The 15520-nt window shown below is 69.7% G+C and carries 15 protein-coding genes and 1 other RNA gene; 9 read left to right on the plus strand and 7 right to left on the minus strand.

Going from position 1 to position 15520, the window contains the following annotated elements:
- Positions 1–57 precede the first annotated feature (57 nt).
- On the plus strand, positions 58–384 hold the full coding sequence (locus HLH48_RS05510) for a TIGR02300 family protein (RefSeq protein WP_182996608.1): 327 nt from the start codon (positions 58–60) through the stop codon (positions 382–384).
- A 40-nt stretch (positions 385–424) separates the two neighbouring features.
- Here the strand turns inward: HLH48_RS05510 and folB are convergent, their stop codons facing one another.
- The 7 genes from folB to HLH48_RS05545 form a co-directional block, all read right to left on the minus strand.
- The gene (gene folB, locus HLH48_RS05515) at positions 425–823 is read right to left on the minus strand and encodes a dihydroneopterin aldolase (RefSeq protein WP_182996498.1); all 399 of its coding nucleotides are present in this window, start codon (positions 821–823) and stop codon (positions 425–427) included.
- An 11-nt stretch (positions 824–834) separates the two neighbouring features.
- On the minus strand, positions 835–1626 hold the full coding sequence (locus tag HLH48_RS05520; protein WP_182996499.1) for an SDR family oxidoreductase: 792 nt from the start codon (positions 1624–1626) through the stop codon (positions 835–837).
- Between the two features lie 55 nt (positions 1627–1681).
- The gene (recR, locus tag HLH48_RS05525; protein WP_182996500.1) at positions 1682–2278 is read right to left on the minus strand and encodes a recombination mediator RecR; all 597 of its coding nucleotides are present in this window, start codon (positions 2276–2278) and stop codon (positions 1682–1684) included.
- Between the two features lie 28 nt (positions 2279–2306).
- Positions 2307–2630 (minus strand): YbaB/EbfC family nucleoid-associated protein, encoded by a 324-nt coding sequence (locus HLH48_RS05530; protein ID WP_182996501.1) that lies wholly within the window; start codon positions 2628–2630, stop codon positions 2307–2309.
- A gap of 12 nt (positions 2631–2642) precedes the next feature.
- The gene (locus HLH48_RS05535) at positions 2643–4676 is read right to left on the minus strand and encodes a DNA polymerase III subunit gamma/tau (protein ID WP_182996502.1); all 2034 of its coding nucleotides are present in this window, start codon (positions 4674–4676) and stop codon (positions 2643–2645) included.
- A gap of 68 nt (positions 4677–4744) precedes the next feature.
- Positions 4745–4841: signal recognition particle sRNA small type (ffs, locus tag HLH48_RS05540), an RNA gene on the minus strand.
- A gap of 174 nt (positions 4842–5015) precedes the next feature.
- A complete protein-coding gene (locus tag HLH48_RS05545) occupies positions 5016–5630 on the minus strand; it encodes a 2-hydroxychromene-2-carboxylate isomerase (protein WP_246386954.1) in 615 nt (204 codons plus the stop codon).
- A gap of 241 nt (positions 5631–5871) precedes the next feature.
- Between HLH48_RS05545 and HLH48_RS05550 the strand changes: the two genes are divergently transcribed.
- From HLH48_RS05550 to HLH48_RS05585, 8 genes are read left to right on the plus strand one after another with little or no spacing between them, the layout of a single operon-like run.
- Positions 5872–8250 (plus strand): TonB-dependent receptor, encoded by a 2379-nt coding sequence (locus HLH48_RS05550; protein ID WP_220795005.1) that lies wholly within the window; start codon positions 5872–5874, stop codon positions 8248–8250.
- Between the two features lie 7 nt (positions 8251–8257).
- Positions 8258–9238, plus strand: a complete 981-nt coding sequence (locus HLH48_RS05555) for a LysR family transcriptional regulator (RefSeq protein WP_182996504.1) — start codon at positions 8258–8260, stop codon at positions 9236–9238.
- A complete protein-coding gene (locus HLH48_RS05560) occupies positions 9225–10706 on the plus strand; it encodes a flavin-containing monooxygenase (protein ID WP_182996505.1) in 1482 nt (493 codons plus the stop codon). Before HLH48_RS05555 ends, HLH48_RS05560 begins: the two co-directional genes overlap by 14 nt.
- Positions 10699–11703, plus strand: a complete 1005-nt coding sequence (locus HLH48_RS05565) for a membrane dipeptidase (RefSeq protein ID WP_182996506.1) — start codon at positions 10699–10701, stop codon at positions 11701–11703. Before HLH48_RS05560 ends, HLH48_RS05565 begins: the two co-directional genes overlap by 8 nt.
- Positions 11703–12758 (plus strand): extracellular solute-binding protein, encoded by a 1056-nt coding sequence (locus HLH48_RS05570; RefSeq protein WP_182996507.1) that lies wholly within the window; start codon positions 11703–11705, stop codon positions 12756–12758. The genes HLH48_RS05565 and HLH48_RS05570 overlap by 1 nt, the downstream gene beginning before the upstream one ends.
- Positions 12751–13836 (plus strand): ABC transporter ATP-binding protein, encoded by a 1086-nt coding sequence (locus HLH48_RS05575; protein WP_182996508.1) that lies wholly within the window; start codon positions 12751–12753, stop codon positions 13834–13836. The genes HLH48_RS05570 and HLH48_RS05575 overlap by 8 nt, the downstream gene beginning before the upstream one ends.
- Positions 13833–14720: an ABC transporter permease gene (locus HLH48_RS05580; protein WP_182996509.1), complete on the plus strand. Its 888-nt coding sequence runs from the start codon at positions 13833–13835 to the stop codon at positions 14718–14720. Before HLH48_RS05575 ends, HLH48_RS05580 begins: the two co-directional genes overlap by 4 nt.
- Positions 14717–15511, plus strand: coding sequence for an ABC transporter permease (locus HLH48_RS05585; protein ID WP_182996510.1), 795 nt, complete (start codon positions 14717–14719; stop codon positions 15509–15511). The genes HLH48_RS05580 and HLH48_RS05585 overlap by 4 nt, the downstream gene beginning before the upstream one ends.
- The last annotated feature ends 9 nt before the right edge of the window (positions 15512–15520 follow it).

Genomic DNA, 15520 nt, shown 5'->3' on the forward strand with positions numbered 1-15520 from the left:
GAGCAGCCTTCGCCGCGGCTTTCGTCCAACCCATTCCAGGATCGACAGGTTTCAAGCATGGCCCAGCCCAATCTCGGCACCAAGCGCGTCTGTGTCTCCTGCGGCGCCCGCTTCTACGATCTGGGCAAGAGCCCGGCCATCTGCCCGAAATGCGGCACCGAGCAGCCGGCGGACGTGCCCCGCCCGCGCCGCACCCCCGTGGATGTCATCCCCGAGAGCCCCAAGAAGGCCCAGGACGGCGACATCGACACCGCCGTCGATCTCGATACCGATGAAGACGCCGATGACGACGTGATGGAAGACACGTCCGACCTCGACGATGACGACGACGAGATCAGCGCCGACATCGACGTCAGCACCGACTCCGACGAGCACGACAACTGACCGCCGCACCCCCTGCCTCAGGGCAGGGGGACGCCGTCCGTCAGCCGTCGCGCCAACGCTCGATCTCGACGCCCACGGCATCGAGATCGTCGAAGATATCCGGCTTCTCGACCCGCACCCGCACCACCCGCACCCGCTCGTCGGCCAGCACGCCGACGGCGATCCGCTCGGCCAGCGTCTCGACCAGCCGCACATGGCCCTCGGCGATGATCCGCCGCACCATCAGCACGATCCGCTCATAGGACACGGTGCGGCTCAGGTCGTCGCGGCCGATCGCCAGCCCCGGCTCGTCCGGCACCCCGAACGAGATATTGACCCGCACCCGCTGGGTCACCCCCTGCTCGTGCGGATAGATGCCGATATGCGCCTGCAACACCATGTCCTTCAGGAACACGCGGCGCAGCGGCGGCTTGACCGGCCAGGCGGCGAAAATGGACATCGAACGGCCTCTTATTCTTCCGGTGTGTGGCCGGCCGGCGGCGCCGGCGACCATTGCAGATGCTGCCCGCCATCCAGCGCCAGCATCTGCCCGGTGACCGACGGCAGGCACAGCAGCGACAGCGCGGCCCGCGCGACCTCGTCCGGGCCGGTCCCGCGCCCCATCGGCACCGACGCGCATTGCCGCGCGAACTGCGCGGCGCTCTGGCGCGGGCTGGGCAGCGCCGGCCCGGGCCCGATGGCATTGACCCGGATGCGCCGGGGCGCCAGCGCCAGCGCCAGGGTCCGCGTCAGCGTCCACAGGGCGGATTTCGAGACGGTATAGCTGACGAAATGCGGCGTCAGCGACCAGACGCGCTCGTCGAGCATGTTCAGCACCATGCCCTCGGCCCCGTCGGGCACCTGGCGGGCGAAGGCCTGCGCCAGCACGAAGGGCGCGCGCAGGTTGGGCTCCAGATGCGCGTCCCAGCCGGCGCGGGTCGCGTCGTCCCATTCGTCGCGCTCGAACGTGCTGGCATTGTTCACCAGCACGCCGACCGGCCCCAGTTCCGCCCGCACGCGGTCGATCAGCGGCGCCACCTCGGCCTCGCGGGCCAGATCGGCGCCCAGCATGCAGGCGCGCCGCCCCCGCGCGACGATCTCCGCGACCGTGCGCCCGGCCTCCTCCTCGCCCGACCGATAATGAATGGCGACGGCGAAGCCCGCATCCGCCAGCGCCAGCGCAATGGCCCGCCCCAGCCGCGCCGCCCCGCCGGTCACGAACGCCACCCGGGGAATCGCCTCGCTGACCGGCCACATGCTCATCCCCTCCCGCGGCCCCCTGTCCGCAAACGCCGTCCGGCGCCGATCCGATGCGCGCTTACGAATGGATTTTTCGCGCCGTCAGGGCGGCGGCCAGCGTCCCGTCATCCAGCACGTCCAGCGCGCCGCCCATCGGCAGTCCCTGCCCGACGCGGCTGACCGGCACGTCGAAGCCCACCAGACGATCCTGCAACCAGTGCGTCGTCGCGGCCCCCTCGACCGTCGCCCCCAGCGCCAGGATCACCTCGCGCACCCCGCCCGCCTCCAGCCGCGCCAGCAGCGGCGCCAGGTTCAGGTCGTCGGGGCCGGTACCCGCCAGGGCCGACAGCGTGCCGCCCAGCACCTGGTAGACGCCGCGATGCACGCCGGCGCGCTCCAGCGCCCACAGGTCGCCCACCGTCTCGACCACGCAGACCACACCCCGGTCGCGCCCCGGATCGGTGCAGATCGCACACGGGTCACGGGTGTCCAGGTTGCCGCAGGTGGAACAGGTCCGCACCGATCGCGCCGCCTGCTCCATCGCCTGGGCCAGCGGCAGCATGCGCGCCTGCGGCTGGCGCAACAGCGCCAGCGCCGCGCGCCGGGCCGAACGCGGGCCCAGGCCCGGCAGGCGCGCCAGCAGCGCGATCAGCCGTTCGATATCCGCTCCGCCCATGCCGCCCCGACTCGATTCAGAACACGATTCAGAACGGCAGCTTCAGGCCCGCCGGCAGGTTCAAACCGCCCGTGACCTTCTTCATTTCCTCGGACGCGCGCTCGTCCAGCAGCTTGCGCGCGTCGGCGCAGGCGGCGACGATCAGGTCCTGCAACATTTCCATCTCGTTCGCATCGGCCAGCTTGGGGTCGATCCTGATGGCCTTCATGTCGCCTTTGCCGTTCAGCGTCACCTGCACCATGCCGGCCCCGGCATGGCCCTCGATCGTCATGCCCTCCAGCTTGGACTGCATCTCCTCCATGCGCGCCTGCATCTGGGTGGCCTGCTTCATCAGCCCGGCAAGATTCTTCATCGCTGTCTCTCCCTACCTCTCGTCGCCCGCGTCCAGATCGTCCTCGTCCACCAGCTCGGCATCGAGCGGAGCGAATTCCAGATCCGGCGCCAGCGTGACGGATGCCGCCTCTTCGGGCGGAAGCCCGTAATCGTCAAGCGAATGATCGGTCACCGCCCCCAGCGTGGCATCCGGAAACCGCGCGAAGATCGCGCGGACCAGCGGATGCGCCTCGGCCGACGCGCGATGGAACTGGATGATCTCGGCCCCCTGCTCCGCCAGGGTCGGCTGCCCTTCCCCGGCCGAGGCCCGGACCTCCCACTCCTGCCCGGTTTCCCGGCGCAGCAGGGTCTCCAGCCGGCGCACCAGCCCCGGCAAGCCGGCCCGCTGCACCCGAATCTCGATGCGCGGCGGCGCAAAGGCGACCAGATGGGTGGAATGGCGCAGATGCCCATGCAGCATGGCATCCCGCCCGGACACGAACGCCACGACCTCCCGCCAGGTCGTCAGCGGCGCCGGGGTCTCCGGCACCGGCTCCGGCTCCTGCACCGGCCCGGGCACCACCTCCGCGACCGAGTCGCCGGCCGGCTCCCGCTCCGGGTCGGCGATCCGCACGCCGCCATTGGCCACCATCCGCAACCCGCCATGGGCCACCACCTGCCCGCCGCCCGGCCGCCCCGATCCCGTCACCCCCGAGGGCGGCGGCCCGCCATCCGACGCCCCGCCCGGCGCCGCCGGCGCGGCGGCGGCAGTCTCCCCCTCGGTCAGGCGCCGCACCAGGTCGCCGGGCGGCGGCAGGTCCGCGACATAGCACAGGCGGATCAGCACCATCTCCGCCGCCTGGCGCCGGTCGGCCGCCATCTCGACCTCCGACAATCCCTTCAGCAGCATCTGCCAGGTCCGCCCCAGCACCGGCACCGACAGCCGGTCGGCCAGCGCCCCGCCCCGCTCGCGCTCGGCCTCCGGCAGGTCGGCGGCCCGGCGCAGCACGGGCACGGCCTTCAGGCGCGACACGGTATGGATCAGTTCCAGCAGATCGCCCAGCATCACGCCCAGGTCGGCGCCCCGGGCATGGGCTTCGTCGGTAATCGTCAGCGCCTGGTCCGGCTGCCCGGCCAGCACCGCCTCCAGCAGGTCGAACACCCGGCCGCGATCGGCCAGCCCCAGCATGTCCGCCACGCGCGCGGCGCCGATCGGGCCGCCCCCCGCCGCGCCATCCGCCCCCGCCCCACCCTGGGCGATCGCCTGGTCCAGCAGCGACAGCCCGTCACGCACCGACCCGTCGGCGGCGCGGGCGATCAGCGCCAGGGCATCCTGCGTGCAGTCCGCGCCCTCGGCACGGGCGATGCGGCCGAAATGGGCCGCCAGCTCGGCCTGCGGCACGCGGCGCAGGTCGAATCGCTGGCAGCGCGACAGCACCGTCACCGGCACCTTGCGCAGTTCGGTGGTGGCGAAGATGAAGGTGACCTGCGCCGGCGGCTCCTCCAGCGTCTTGAGCAACGCGTTGAACGCGTTGCGCGACAGCATATGGACCTCGTCGATGATGAAGACCTTCATCCGTCCCTGCATCGGGCGGAAGCGCGTGGCCTCGATGATCTCGCGCACATCGTCCACGCCGGTGCGCGAGGCCGCGTCCATTTCCAGCACGTCGGGATGGCGGTCGGCCAGGATCGCCACGCAATTGGCGCAGACCCCGCACGGATCGGCGGTCGGCCCGCCCGTGCCGTCCGGCCCGACGCAGTTCAGGGCCCGGGCGATGATGCGCGCGGTGGTCGTCTTGCCCACCCCGCGCACGCCCGTCAGCATGAAGGCATGGGCCACCCGCCCCAGCGCGAAGGCATTGCGCAGGATACGGACGGTGGATTCCTGGCCGATCAGGTCGTCGAGGGTCGTCGGGCGATATTTGCGCGCCAGCACGCGATAGGGCCCCTGCGCGGGCACGGCGACAGGCACGGAGGCGGCGACGGAGGCGGGTCCCGGCTCATCCCCGAACAGGCCCATGCCCGAATCGGGCGGAAGCGGCAGGTCCGGGCCCCCGGACAGATCCTGGTCCGAAGACACGGTCATCACGATTTCCGGCGGAAGGGCGGCACCGCACCCGGGGCGGCGGCATCATCGAAAACAGACATTCCGGGGTGGGAGACCGGACAGACGACCCGGACGAAACTCACTGCGGCTGCTTCCTTCCGGACCTGACCGGGTTGGCAAGGCGTCCGTCCGCCGCCGATCTCCCGGCGCCTTCTTAGCACGCATAGGGGTGGCGGGCACAAGGGGGAGCATGAGGGCGCCCGGGCCGACAGGCCGCCGGCGACGGTCAACATGGCTCCCCCTGCCGCAACCAAGGCATCAACCTGTTGATTTCACGACCGGAACCCCAGCCGAATCGCCCGCTCCCGACGCATCGGATCAGCAGGCCGCCGGCTCGCCGAACCGGAGGCCCCGGATTCGCCTGCGGACACAATCCAGCCGGTCCTGCCCCCAGAACAATTCTCCATCGACCACATAGGTCGGCGTGCCGAAGATCCCCATGCGCTCGGCATCCGCCAGATTGGCGTCCCACGCCGCGACGCATTCGGGGGCATCGGCCAGGTGGCGCAGATCGCCCGCCGTGGCACCCAGGGCCTCGCGCGCGAGGGCGGCGAGCGTCTCGTCGTCGGCGATATCCCGCTCTTCCGCCCACAGGGCACGCTGAATGGCCCAGGAGAGGGCGACATCGTCCATTCCCGCGCGCTGCGCCGCGATGACCATGCGCGCAGCGGGCTCGATCGTACGGCACGGGTAATATTTCGGCGCGACGTTGAGCGTCATCCCGAGATAAGCGCGCCACCGTTTCAGTTCGACAACGTGATAGGCCTGCCGCGCGATCGGACGCGTCCGCAGGGGAATCCCGCCATTCGCCTCGATGATGCGAATCGGCTTGAGCGCGAGGGCAACGCCCTCCTCCGCCGCGATCGCCCGCAGCCGGGGCATGCCCAGATAAGCCCAGGGCGACGAAATTCCGTAATAGACCTCAATGGTCATCGACCGAGCCTCCCGCGACATTCCGGCATCCCTCCAGCGTGAACCGCTCGACGGCCCCGTAGCGCGCGTGCCCCGGGACCAATCGATGTATGAGTTTTTCGCATCATGATTCTTGCGTCATATCATAAACTCATATATCTGTCATGACATCACGCTACGCCGGCCGACATGTCATTCCGAATTTGGAACGGGTGGATCAGGGTCCCCGTCCTGTCCGCCGATCATTCCGCGAGGTACCGCCATGCCGTCAGCCCGCTTCGTCCCGCTCGCCTTCGCGGTGATGTGCCAGACGGCGATGACAGGCCTGGCGTCCACCGCCCTGGCGGCGGTCGGGACCAGGCATGACGCCGCCGATGGACGGAAGGCGCCCGGCCCCGCCCCCCATCACCCCGCCGCCGCCCCGGCCGCGCCCGAGGTCCTGGATGTCGTCGCCCGCACCCTGCCCGGCGACGTGACGAACACCACGCCGGGCGGCGGCCTCATGCCCGTCCAGACCGTCCCGCGCCTGCAAAGCGGCATCACCCGCGACTTCATCGCGAAACAGGCGCCCACGACGAACACCCTGAACCTGCTTCAGATGACGCCGGGCGCGGTCGTCGCGAATTCGGACCCGCTGGGCCTGGCCGACCACACCACCCTGAGCATCCGCGGCATGGACCAGACCGAAATCGGCATGGTCTTCGAAGGCATGCCGGCCGGCGACCCGATCTACGGCCTGGCCGACACGTCGGAATGGGCGGATTCGGAGAATATCGGCCACGTCAACCTCACCCAGGGCAGCAGCGACATCAACGCGCCCACGTACAATGCCGTGGGCGGACAGATCACCGAAACCCTGCGCGACCCGTCGCGCGTGCGCGGCGGCGAGCTGGAACTCACCGGCGGCACGCACGCCACGAACAAGGATTTCCTCCGTTTCGATACCGGCGAGATCGGGCATTCCGGCGTCGTCGCCTTCGTCTCCGGCTCCTATACGCGCAACAACAACTGGCGCGGGCCGGGCACCAACCGGCGCTATCATGTCGACGCGAAACTGGTGAAGGAATGGGGGGAGGACAATCGCGCCGCCGCCATCTTCACATGGAACAGCATCGACGAGGCGCCCAATCTCTACCTGACGCTCGGCCAGTGGGAGCAATATGGCCGCTCCTACAATTACGCGGGGTCCTACACGCCCGGCGCGACCAATTATTACCGTCTCTTCCAGTACGACCGCACATCCATGATGATCAGCGCGCCGGCGCATTTCCGCCTCGGCCGCCATCTCACGGCGGAACTGACCCCGTATTACCAGTGGATGAGCGGCCTGGTCCCGTCAGGCGCGACGCTGACGCCCGGCAAGATCTATTATGGCGACAGCCCCGCCGGATCGATCGACTTCCCGACGGTCTACAAGGGCAAGGCCGCCGTCGCGGCGAATGCGGGCTCCAACAGCTTCAATGCGGGTTTCAACGGCAGCCTGGCGCTGCATACCGGCGTCAACACGCTCAGGGTCGGCTACTGGTACGGCAACCTCACGAAGAACTCGCTCTATGACTATTCTCCGGTCAGTTCGTCCGGGGCCATCATGGACACGACGATCATGACGCAGGGCGGACAGGTCCTGGCCTCGAAGAATTTCCACCTGATGCAGCAGGTCAACGCCTTTTCCATCGAGGATACGCTCTCGCTGCTGAACCACAGGCTGACCGTCACGGCCGGATTCCGCGAGGTCCTCCTGTCGCGCGCGGGCACCAACGCCCTGCCGGGGGCCGCGTATCACTGGGCGTCCGACACCGCCACCCCGTTGCCCCGCTTCTCGGTCAGCTACGCGATCGATCCACGGAATCAGGTTTTCATCAACGCCAACACGAGCTTTCACGCGCCGACCTCCGACGTGCCGTATTTCGACGCCTTCAACATGACGACCGGCAAGATCTCGACCGTGGGCAAGACCGACCTGAAGGACGAATACGCGATTTCCGAGGAAGTCGGATACCGCTACACCGGACTGGTCACGGCGTCCGTCGGCTTCTTCAACTACAATTTCACCAACCGGCAGATTTCCAGTTCCGTCTATGTCGACGGCGCGCTGACCACGAACTTCATCAACGCGGGCGGACAGACCACGCGCGGCGCGCAGGCCGAAATCGCGCTGCGTCCGTGGCACCATTTCTCGCCTTACGTCTCGGGGCAGTATCTGCACGCGACCATCGACAATGACGTCGCGGTCGGGAACGACCTGCTGCCGACCCGCGGCAGGACGGCGATCATGACCCCGAAATTCACCGCCTCGGCCGGCCTCTCGTACGATGACGGGCGTTTTTTCGGCAACGCGTCGTTCCACTATGTCGATGCCCAGTACTCCACCTTCATGAATGACGAGGGCATTCCGGCCTACAAGACCGGCAACGTCACCCTGGGCTATCGGATGCGGTCGGTCGGTTTTCTCCGCCATCCGCAGATTCAGGCCAATTTCATCAATATCGGCGATGCGAACTATCTCTCGGGGATCTATACGGTCAGGACCAACGCGCGCCCGACGCGTGGCGTGCGCGGGACGACCATCGCCGGCAGCGCCCCGTCCTACTATCTCGGCGGCGGGTTCGCGGCGGTCGTCAGCGTCAGCACCGGGTTCTGAACGGATCATGATCACAGCGCGCCAGATCGAAGCCTTCCACGCGGTCGTCTCCGTCGGCAGCATGACGGGCGCCGCCCGTCATCTCGGGCGCACGCAATCGGCGATCAGCCGCCTGATCCTGGACCTGGAAGAGGTCGTGGGCTTCGAGCTGTTCCACAGGGCGGGCGCGCGGCTGCAACCCACGGAAAACGCCATGCTCCTCCATGAGGAAGTCCGGCGCTCCTATGTCGGCCTGCGCAATATCGAGTCACGGGCGCGGCAGCTCGCCTCCGGCGATACCAGGCGCCGGATCGCCGTCGGCGCCACGCCGGCCCTGTCGGGCGGCCTCCTGCCGGAGGTCGTCGCGGGGTGCGGGCCCCTGGGGGCCGACATGCCGGCCTCCCTCACCAGCATGGCGTCCGAGAACGTCGTCAGCGCCGTGGCGGAGGGAACGCTCGATATCGGCCTCGCCACCCTGCCGATCGATATCGCGAACGTGCGCGTCCACTGGATCGGCGAGGCCCCCTGCGTCGCGGTCCTGTCCGAGAACGACCCGCTGGCGACGCAGGACGTGCTATCGCTCAAACAGTTGCACAACCGCCACGTCATGACGGTCGGCAATCCCTTCCGTCTCAGGCGGTCGATCGACGCCGCCCTGAAAGCCGACGCCGTCAGTCCCCATACGAAGCTCGAAACCAACACCTCGCTGATCGCGATCATGGCGGCCCGCGCCGGGCTCGGCGTCGCGATCGTCGAGCCGGTGACGGCATACGGCATCCCCCTGCGCGGCACCGTGGTCCGGCCGCTCGCCGAGCAGATCCCGTCGGTATGGGGCGTTCTCACGCCGGAGTTCCGCCCGCCCCACCCGGAGGTCGAGCATCTCATCGAGCGGGTCGGCACCATGGCGTACGACCTGCTGCCCGGTTTCGTCCGCCATCCGCCAGAGGCCCTCGACCGGCTCCAGACACGCCTCTTCAAGACGGAGCCAGGTCCCGATGCCCGCGCCTGAACAGCCCCGCCCCTGCGGCCTCGACGCCCTCGCCGACCGGGTCCGCGGCGACCTCGCCTTCCTCAACCTGCCCGCCCGCCCCTGGGTCCTGCCCGTGGCGGGGCAGGAGCGTCCCGATTACGACGTCGTCATCGTGGGCGCCGGCATGCTGGGGCTGGCCGCGGCGGCGGCGCTGCGCTTCCGGGGCATCGAGTCCGTCATCTGCCTGGACCGCGCGCCGAAGGGCCAGGAAGGGCCCTGGGTGACCTACGCCCGCATGAACACGCTGCGCACCGCGAAGGAGGCCACGGGCCCGGCGCTGGGCATCCCCAGCCTGACCTTCCGCGCCTGGTTCGAGGCGCAGTTCGGCGCCCCCGCCTGGCAGGATCTGGGCAGGATCCCACGCGGGCAATGGATGGCGTATCTGCGCTGGTACCGCGATATCCTGGCCATTCCCGTCCGCAACGACTGCGCCGTGACCGACATCGCCCCGCGCGCCGACGGCATGACCGACATCGCGATCCAGGGCGATGCCCGGCCACTCCGCGCCCGACGCGTCGTCATCGCCACCGGCATCGACGGGCTGGGCGCTCCCTTCATCCCGCCGGTGGTCCGCACCGTCAGCCGCCGCTTCTACGCCCATTCCGCCGAACTCCTGGACCATGAGGCGTTCCGCGGGAAGCGGGTCGGCGTCGTCGGCGCGGGCGCCTCGGCCATGGACAACGCGGCGACCGCGCTCGAATGCGGCGCCGCGTCGCTCGATCTCTTCGTCCGGCGCGACGCCCTGCCGTCCATCGACAAGTTCAGCGGCATCAGCAGCGACGGGCTGGTGACGGGCTATGTCACCCTGCCCGACGCGCTGAAATGGCGCATGATGCGCTACGGGCTGGACTATCCCGTTCCGGCCCCGCGCGACAGCACGCGGCGGGTCTTCCGCCATCCCAACGCCCGCATGCACCTCTCCAGCCCGATCCTGTCCGTCGAGGAAGGCGAAGGCGGGATTCGCGTCACGACACCGCACGGCACGACCGGGCTGGACATCCTGATCTTCGCGACGGGCTTCGCCTGCGCGCCGGCGACGCGCCCCGAACTGGCAAGGATCGCCCCCCTGATCCGGCTGTGGGCCGACCATTACGTCCCGGCGCCCGACGAGGAAAGCAGCCATCTGGGCATGGCCCCCTATCTCGGCCGGGATTTCTCGTTCCAGGCCAGGGACCCGGCCGATGACGAGGCGCTGTCGCGCCTCTACTGCTTCACCTTCGACGCGGTACTCAGCCACGGCAAGCTGACCAGCGGCGTGCCCGCCCTCACCGAGGCCGCCGGCAGGCTGGCGCGGGGCGTCGCCGCGTCCTTCCTGCGCGAGGACGGCAAGCGCCATCTCGATGCGTTCCGCGACTACAGCCGGCCGGAACTGACCGGCGACGAATGGCACCCCACGCAGGTCGTGGCCCCCCTTCCTCCTGTCCAAGGAAAAACAGAGCATGACTGACACCGCGCGGCGGCTGCATGGGCAAAGCCTCGTGATCGACGGCTTGCAGACCTGCGCGTGGAGCCGGAGCGTCTTCGAGGAGATGCGCGCCGGCGGCCTGACGATGGTCAACGCCGCCTCCCTGCTGTGGGAGAATTTCAGCGAGGGCATGGCCTATATCCGCCAGTGGGAACGGCTTTTCGCCGAAAACGCCGACCTGATCCTGCCGGTTCGCGGCATCGGCGACATCGAGACCGCGCGGGCGACCAACCGGACCGGCATCAGCATCGGCTGGCAGAACACCTCGCCGCTCGAAGACAGGCTGGACTATGTGCGCCTGTTCAAGATGCTGGGCGTCAACATCATGCAGCTCACCTACAATACCCAGAACTATTCCGGGGCGGGCTACCTGGAACGGCGCGACAGCGGCCTGACGGGCTTCGGCCACGAGGTCGTCGAGGAAATGAACCGCCATGGCGTGCTGTGCGACCTCAGCCATGTCGGCGACCTCACGTCCGAGGAGGTCATCGCCCATTCCCGCAAGCCGGTCTGCATCTCGCACGTGCTGCCGCGCGCCCTGCGCGACGTGAAGCGGAACAAGCCCGACCACCTGTTCCGCGCCTGCGCCGAAAAGGGCGGCGTCATCGGCGTCAGCCTGTTCGCCCCGGGCCTCAAGGCCGGCAACGATGCGACGATCGAGGATTATCTCGACGCGATGAGCCACGTCCTGAACGTGGTGGGCGAGGACCATGTGGCCCTCGGCACCGATTTCAGCACCGGCCACCCGCGCCCCGGCCCGTGGCAGGTCTGGGCGAATCGCGACAAGGGCTACGCGCGGACGCTGACCGAATTCGGCAGCAGCGTGATCCGCAAGCCCGCCGGCTTCGCGCGGATCTCCGAGACCCCCAACGTCACCCGGGCCATGCTGCGCCGGGGCTGGAGCGAGAGCCGGGTCGAGAAGATCCTGGGCCTGAACTGGATGCGCGTATTCCGCGACAGTTGGGCCGCGGAGGTGTGATGCGCGGACGCGCATCCGCCCTGTCCCGGCGCGGCGCCCTGGCCGGCCTCGGCGCGGCGCCGTTCGTCCGCGCCCGCGCGGCGACGATGCCGACACTGACGGTCTGCGGATTCCACGGGCCGTTCCAGAAGGCCTTCCAGGCCGCCGTCATCGCCCCGTTCCTGCGGCTGCACCCGGGTGTCGCGGTCGTCTACCGGCCGATCATGAATTCCGCGCAGCTCCTGGCGCTGCTCCGGCTCGAACGGGCGGCCCCCCGGATCGACGTCGCGATCGCCGATATCTCGATCTCGATCCTGGCGACCGCCGAGCAGCTTCTCGCCCCCCTGTCGGACGGCGAGGTCCCGAACCGGGCCGCGATCCCGGACTGGGGCCGTGGCCGCAATTTCAACGGGCTCGCCTTCTCGCGCGACAACCTGGCGCTGGTCTATGACAGCCGGGTCATCCCCGCCGCCCCGGAGAGCTGGATGGATCTCGGGCGTCCGGCGCTGGTGGACCAGGTCTGCATGCCGGTCGAGGACACGCGCGGCGTGGCGCTCCTGCCGGTGCTGACACGCATGGCGGGGGGCGACTATCGCGCGAGCATCGATCCGGGCCTGGCGCTGATGCGCCGGTTCGCGCCGAACGTGGCGAGCTGGAACGCCCAGCCCGATCTCTACACCCTCCTCCTCGCCCAGACGGCGGCCCTCGGCGTGGGATGGAACGGCCGGGGACAGATGATCGGCCGGGCCAACCCGGGCACCATCCGGGCCGTCATCCCGCGAGAGGGCAGCGTGGCGCAGATCAACACCATCAACCTCGCGGCCGGCTCCGCCCACGCCGCGCTGGGGGCGACCTTCATCGACCACGCCCTGTCGGTCGAAACGCAGGCCGCCTTCGCGCGCATGGCCTTCTACGGTCCGACCAACGCCCAGGTGGTCCTGCCGGAATCCCTGTCCGACGGCATCTTCGGCGGCCCCGCCGTCGCCGCGCGGGAAATGCACCTGGACTGGACCTTCATCAGTGCGCACTACGGCAACTGGATCCGCCGCATCCAGCGCGAGGTGATCAGTGCATAACCCCGACCACCCCGCCGCCTACCTGGCGGCGCGCGGCCTCAGCAAACGCTTCCCCGGCACGGCCGCCCCATCGGTCGATCGCGTCGGCTTCACGCTCGAACGCGGCGGCATGCTGATGCTGCTCGGCCCCTCCGGCTGCGGCAAGACGACGCTGCTCCGCATGGTCGCGGGGCTGGTCGCGCCGGATGCCGGCAGCCTGCTGGTCGGCGGGCGCGACATGGCCGACGTGCCGCTCCACCGGCGCAACATGGGGATGGTCTTCCAGTCCTACGCGCTCTTTCCCCATCTCAGCGTCGCGCGCAACATCGCCTTCGGGCTGGAGGTCCGCGCCGTCGCGCGGGCGGCGCGCGACCGGCAGGTCGCCGAAATGATCGCGATGATGCATCTCGACGGGCTGGAAGACCGCCCGGTCACCAGCCTGTCCGGCGGCCAGCGCCAGCGCGTCGCGCTCGCCCGCGCGCTGGCGATAAAGCCCGACATCCTTCTCCTCGACGAACCGCTGGCCAATCTCGACGTCAAGCTGCGCGACGCCATGCGCGCCGAAATCCGCGCGCTCCAGCGCCGGCTGGGCGTCACGGCGATCTTCGTCACCCACGACCAGGAAGAAGCCCTGTCGATGGCCGACCAGGTCGCGGTGATGGCGGACGGACGGATCCGCCAGGCCGGCACGCCGGCCGACATCTACGAGCGCCCGGTCGACCGCTTCGTCGCCTCGTTCATCGGGCGCGGCAATTTCCTCGCCGCCCATTGGCAGGGCGGCGGCACCGCCCGCATCGACGGGCTGGGCACCCTCCCGATCCCCGCCCACGCCGCGCCGTGGCACGGCACCCGGACGCTCCTGCTGCGCCCCCATCACATCCACGCGCGCCCGCCGGGCGACCGGGACGTCCGCTGCACCGGAACCGTCGAGGACGTGGTCTATACCGGCGAGCGCCACACCCTCTCCGTCAGGGTCGGGCCGCTCGGCCTGACGGTGGACCAGCCCGCCGGAACCGGCCGCGCCTTCGCGCCCGGCCAGGCGATCGCACTGTCCTGGAGCGCCGACGACATGGTCGTGCTGGACCCCGACCAGCCATGAACGACCACGCCACCACGCCGCCCCGCTGGCTCCAGGCCGCGTTGCTGGCGCCCGGCCTGGCCGCGCTGCTCATCACCTTCGTGCTGCCGGTGGCGTGGCTGGCACGCGTGTCCCTCCTGCCGCAGGCCGTGTCTCTGCTGCCGCAGGCCGGGCCAAGCGTGCCGGCCACGGGCCTGTCGGCCGGCGCCTATGCCCGGGTGCTCGGCGATCCGTTCTACTGGTGGATCATCGGGCGCACGCTCGGCATCGGCGTGGTGACGGCCTGCCTCGCCGTGCCGATGGCCTTCCCGATCGCGCTGTTCCTCGCCCGCTCCACCAGCGCCTGGCGCGGCGTGCTCGTGGTCCTGGCCATCGCGCCGCTGATGACGTCCACCGTCATCCGCACCTATGGCTGGATGGTCATCCTCGGCCGCCACGGGATCATCAACAGCCTGCTCCTGCAAACCGGCCTGCTGGCCATGCCGATCCGGCTGGACAACGGCCTCTTCGCGACCGTGGTGGCGCTGGTCGAAATCCTGATGCCCTACGCGGTGATCTCGATCCTGAGCACCCTGGGCCGCGTGAATGTCGAACTGGAACAGGCGGCGGCGCTGCTGGGCGCCCGCCTGCCCCAGATCGTTTTGCGGATCATCCTGCCGCTGGCGCTGCCCGGCCTGCTCACGGCGGCGCTGCTCGTCTTCGTCCTGGCCATCAGTTCCCTGGTGACCCCGCAACTCATGGGGGGCGGCCGGGTGTTCGTCCTGGCCACCGAGATCTTCAACGCCACGACCGTCACCCTCGACTGGCCCTTCGCCGGCGCGCTGTCGGTCGTGCTGCTGATCCTGTTCGGACTCGTGATCTCGCTCTACCAGCGCGTCCTGGCCCGCATGGAGGCCCAGGCATGAGCCCGCGCGCGGGCACGTTCTGCTGGCGCCTGCTGGTGGCGCTGCTCTACGCGTTCCTGCTGGCCCCGCTGGCCGTCGTCCTGGTCGTGTCGTTCGACACCCGGCCGTATCTCAGCTTCCCCCCGGCCACGGTCTCGCTGCATTCCTACGCGGCGGTCCTGCGCAACCCCGCCTTCCGCCATGCCGGCCTGACCAGCCTCACGGTCGGGGCGGCCGCCGCCAGCCTGTCGCTGGTCCTCGGCACCGCGGCGGCGTTCGCCCTGGCACGCGGCACGTTTCGCGGCCGGGCCTATGTCCAGTGGCTGTTCCTCTCGCCCATGCTGGTACCGCATATCGTGCTCGCGGTCGGGCTGATGATGACGCTCCAGCCGCTGGGCCTGCTGGATACGCTGGGCGGCCTGGTCCTCGCCCATATCGGCATCACCGTGCCCTATACGACGCGGATCGTCTCATCGAGCCTGGCGGCGCTCGACCGCTCCTGCGAGGAAGCCGCGCGCCTCCACGGCGCGACGCCGTGGCAGACCTTCGCGCGGGTCATCCTGCCCGGCCTCCGGCCCGGCCTGGTCGCCGCCGGCCTGATCGCCTTCCTGTTCTCCTTCGACGAATCGGTCATCGCCCTCTTCATCGCCGGCAACGACGCGACCACGCTGCCCCTCGCCATCTACCAGTACATCCAGTTCCGGACCGACCCGCAGGTGGCGGCGCTCTCGGTGCTGGTGGTGGCGCTCACGATGATTCCGGTGGCGATCGTCGAACGCGGCATCAGCCTGCGCCGCGCGGTCGGCGGCTGAAGGAACCCC

The sequence above is a fragment of the Gluconacetobacter sacchari genome, from assembly GCF_014174255.1.
Taxonomy (GTDB): Bacteria; Pseudomonadota; Alphaproteobacteria; order Acetobacterales; family Acetobacteraceae; genus Gluconacetobacter; species Gluconacetobacter sacchari.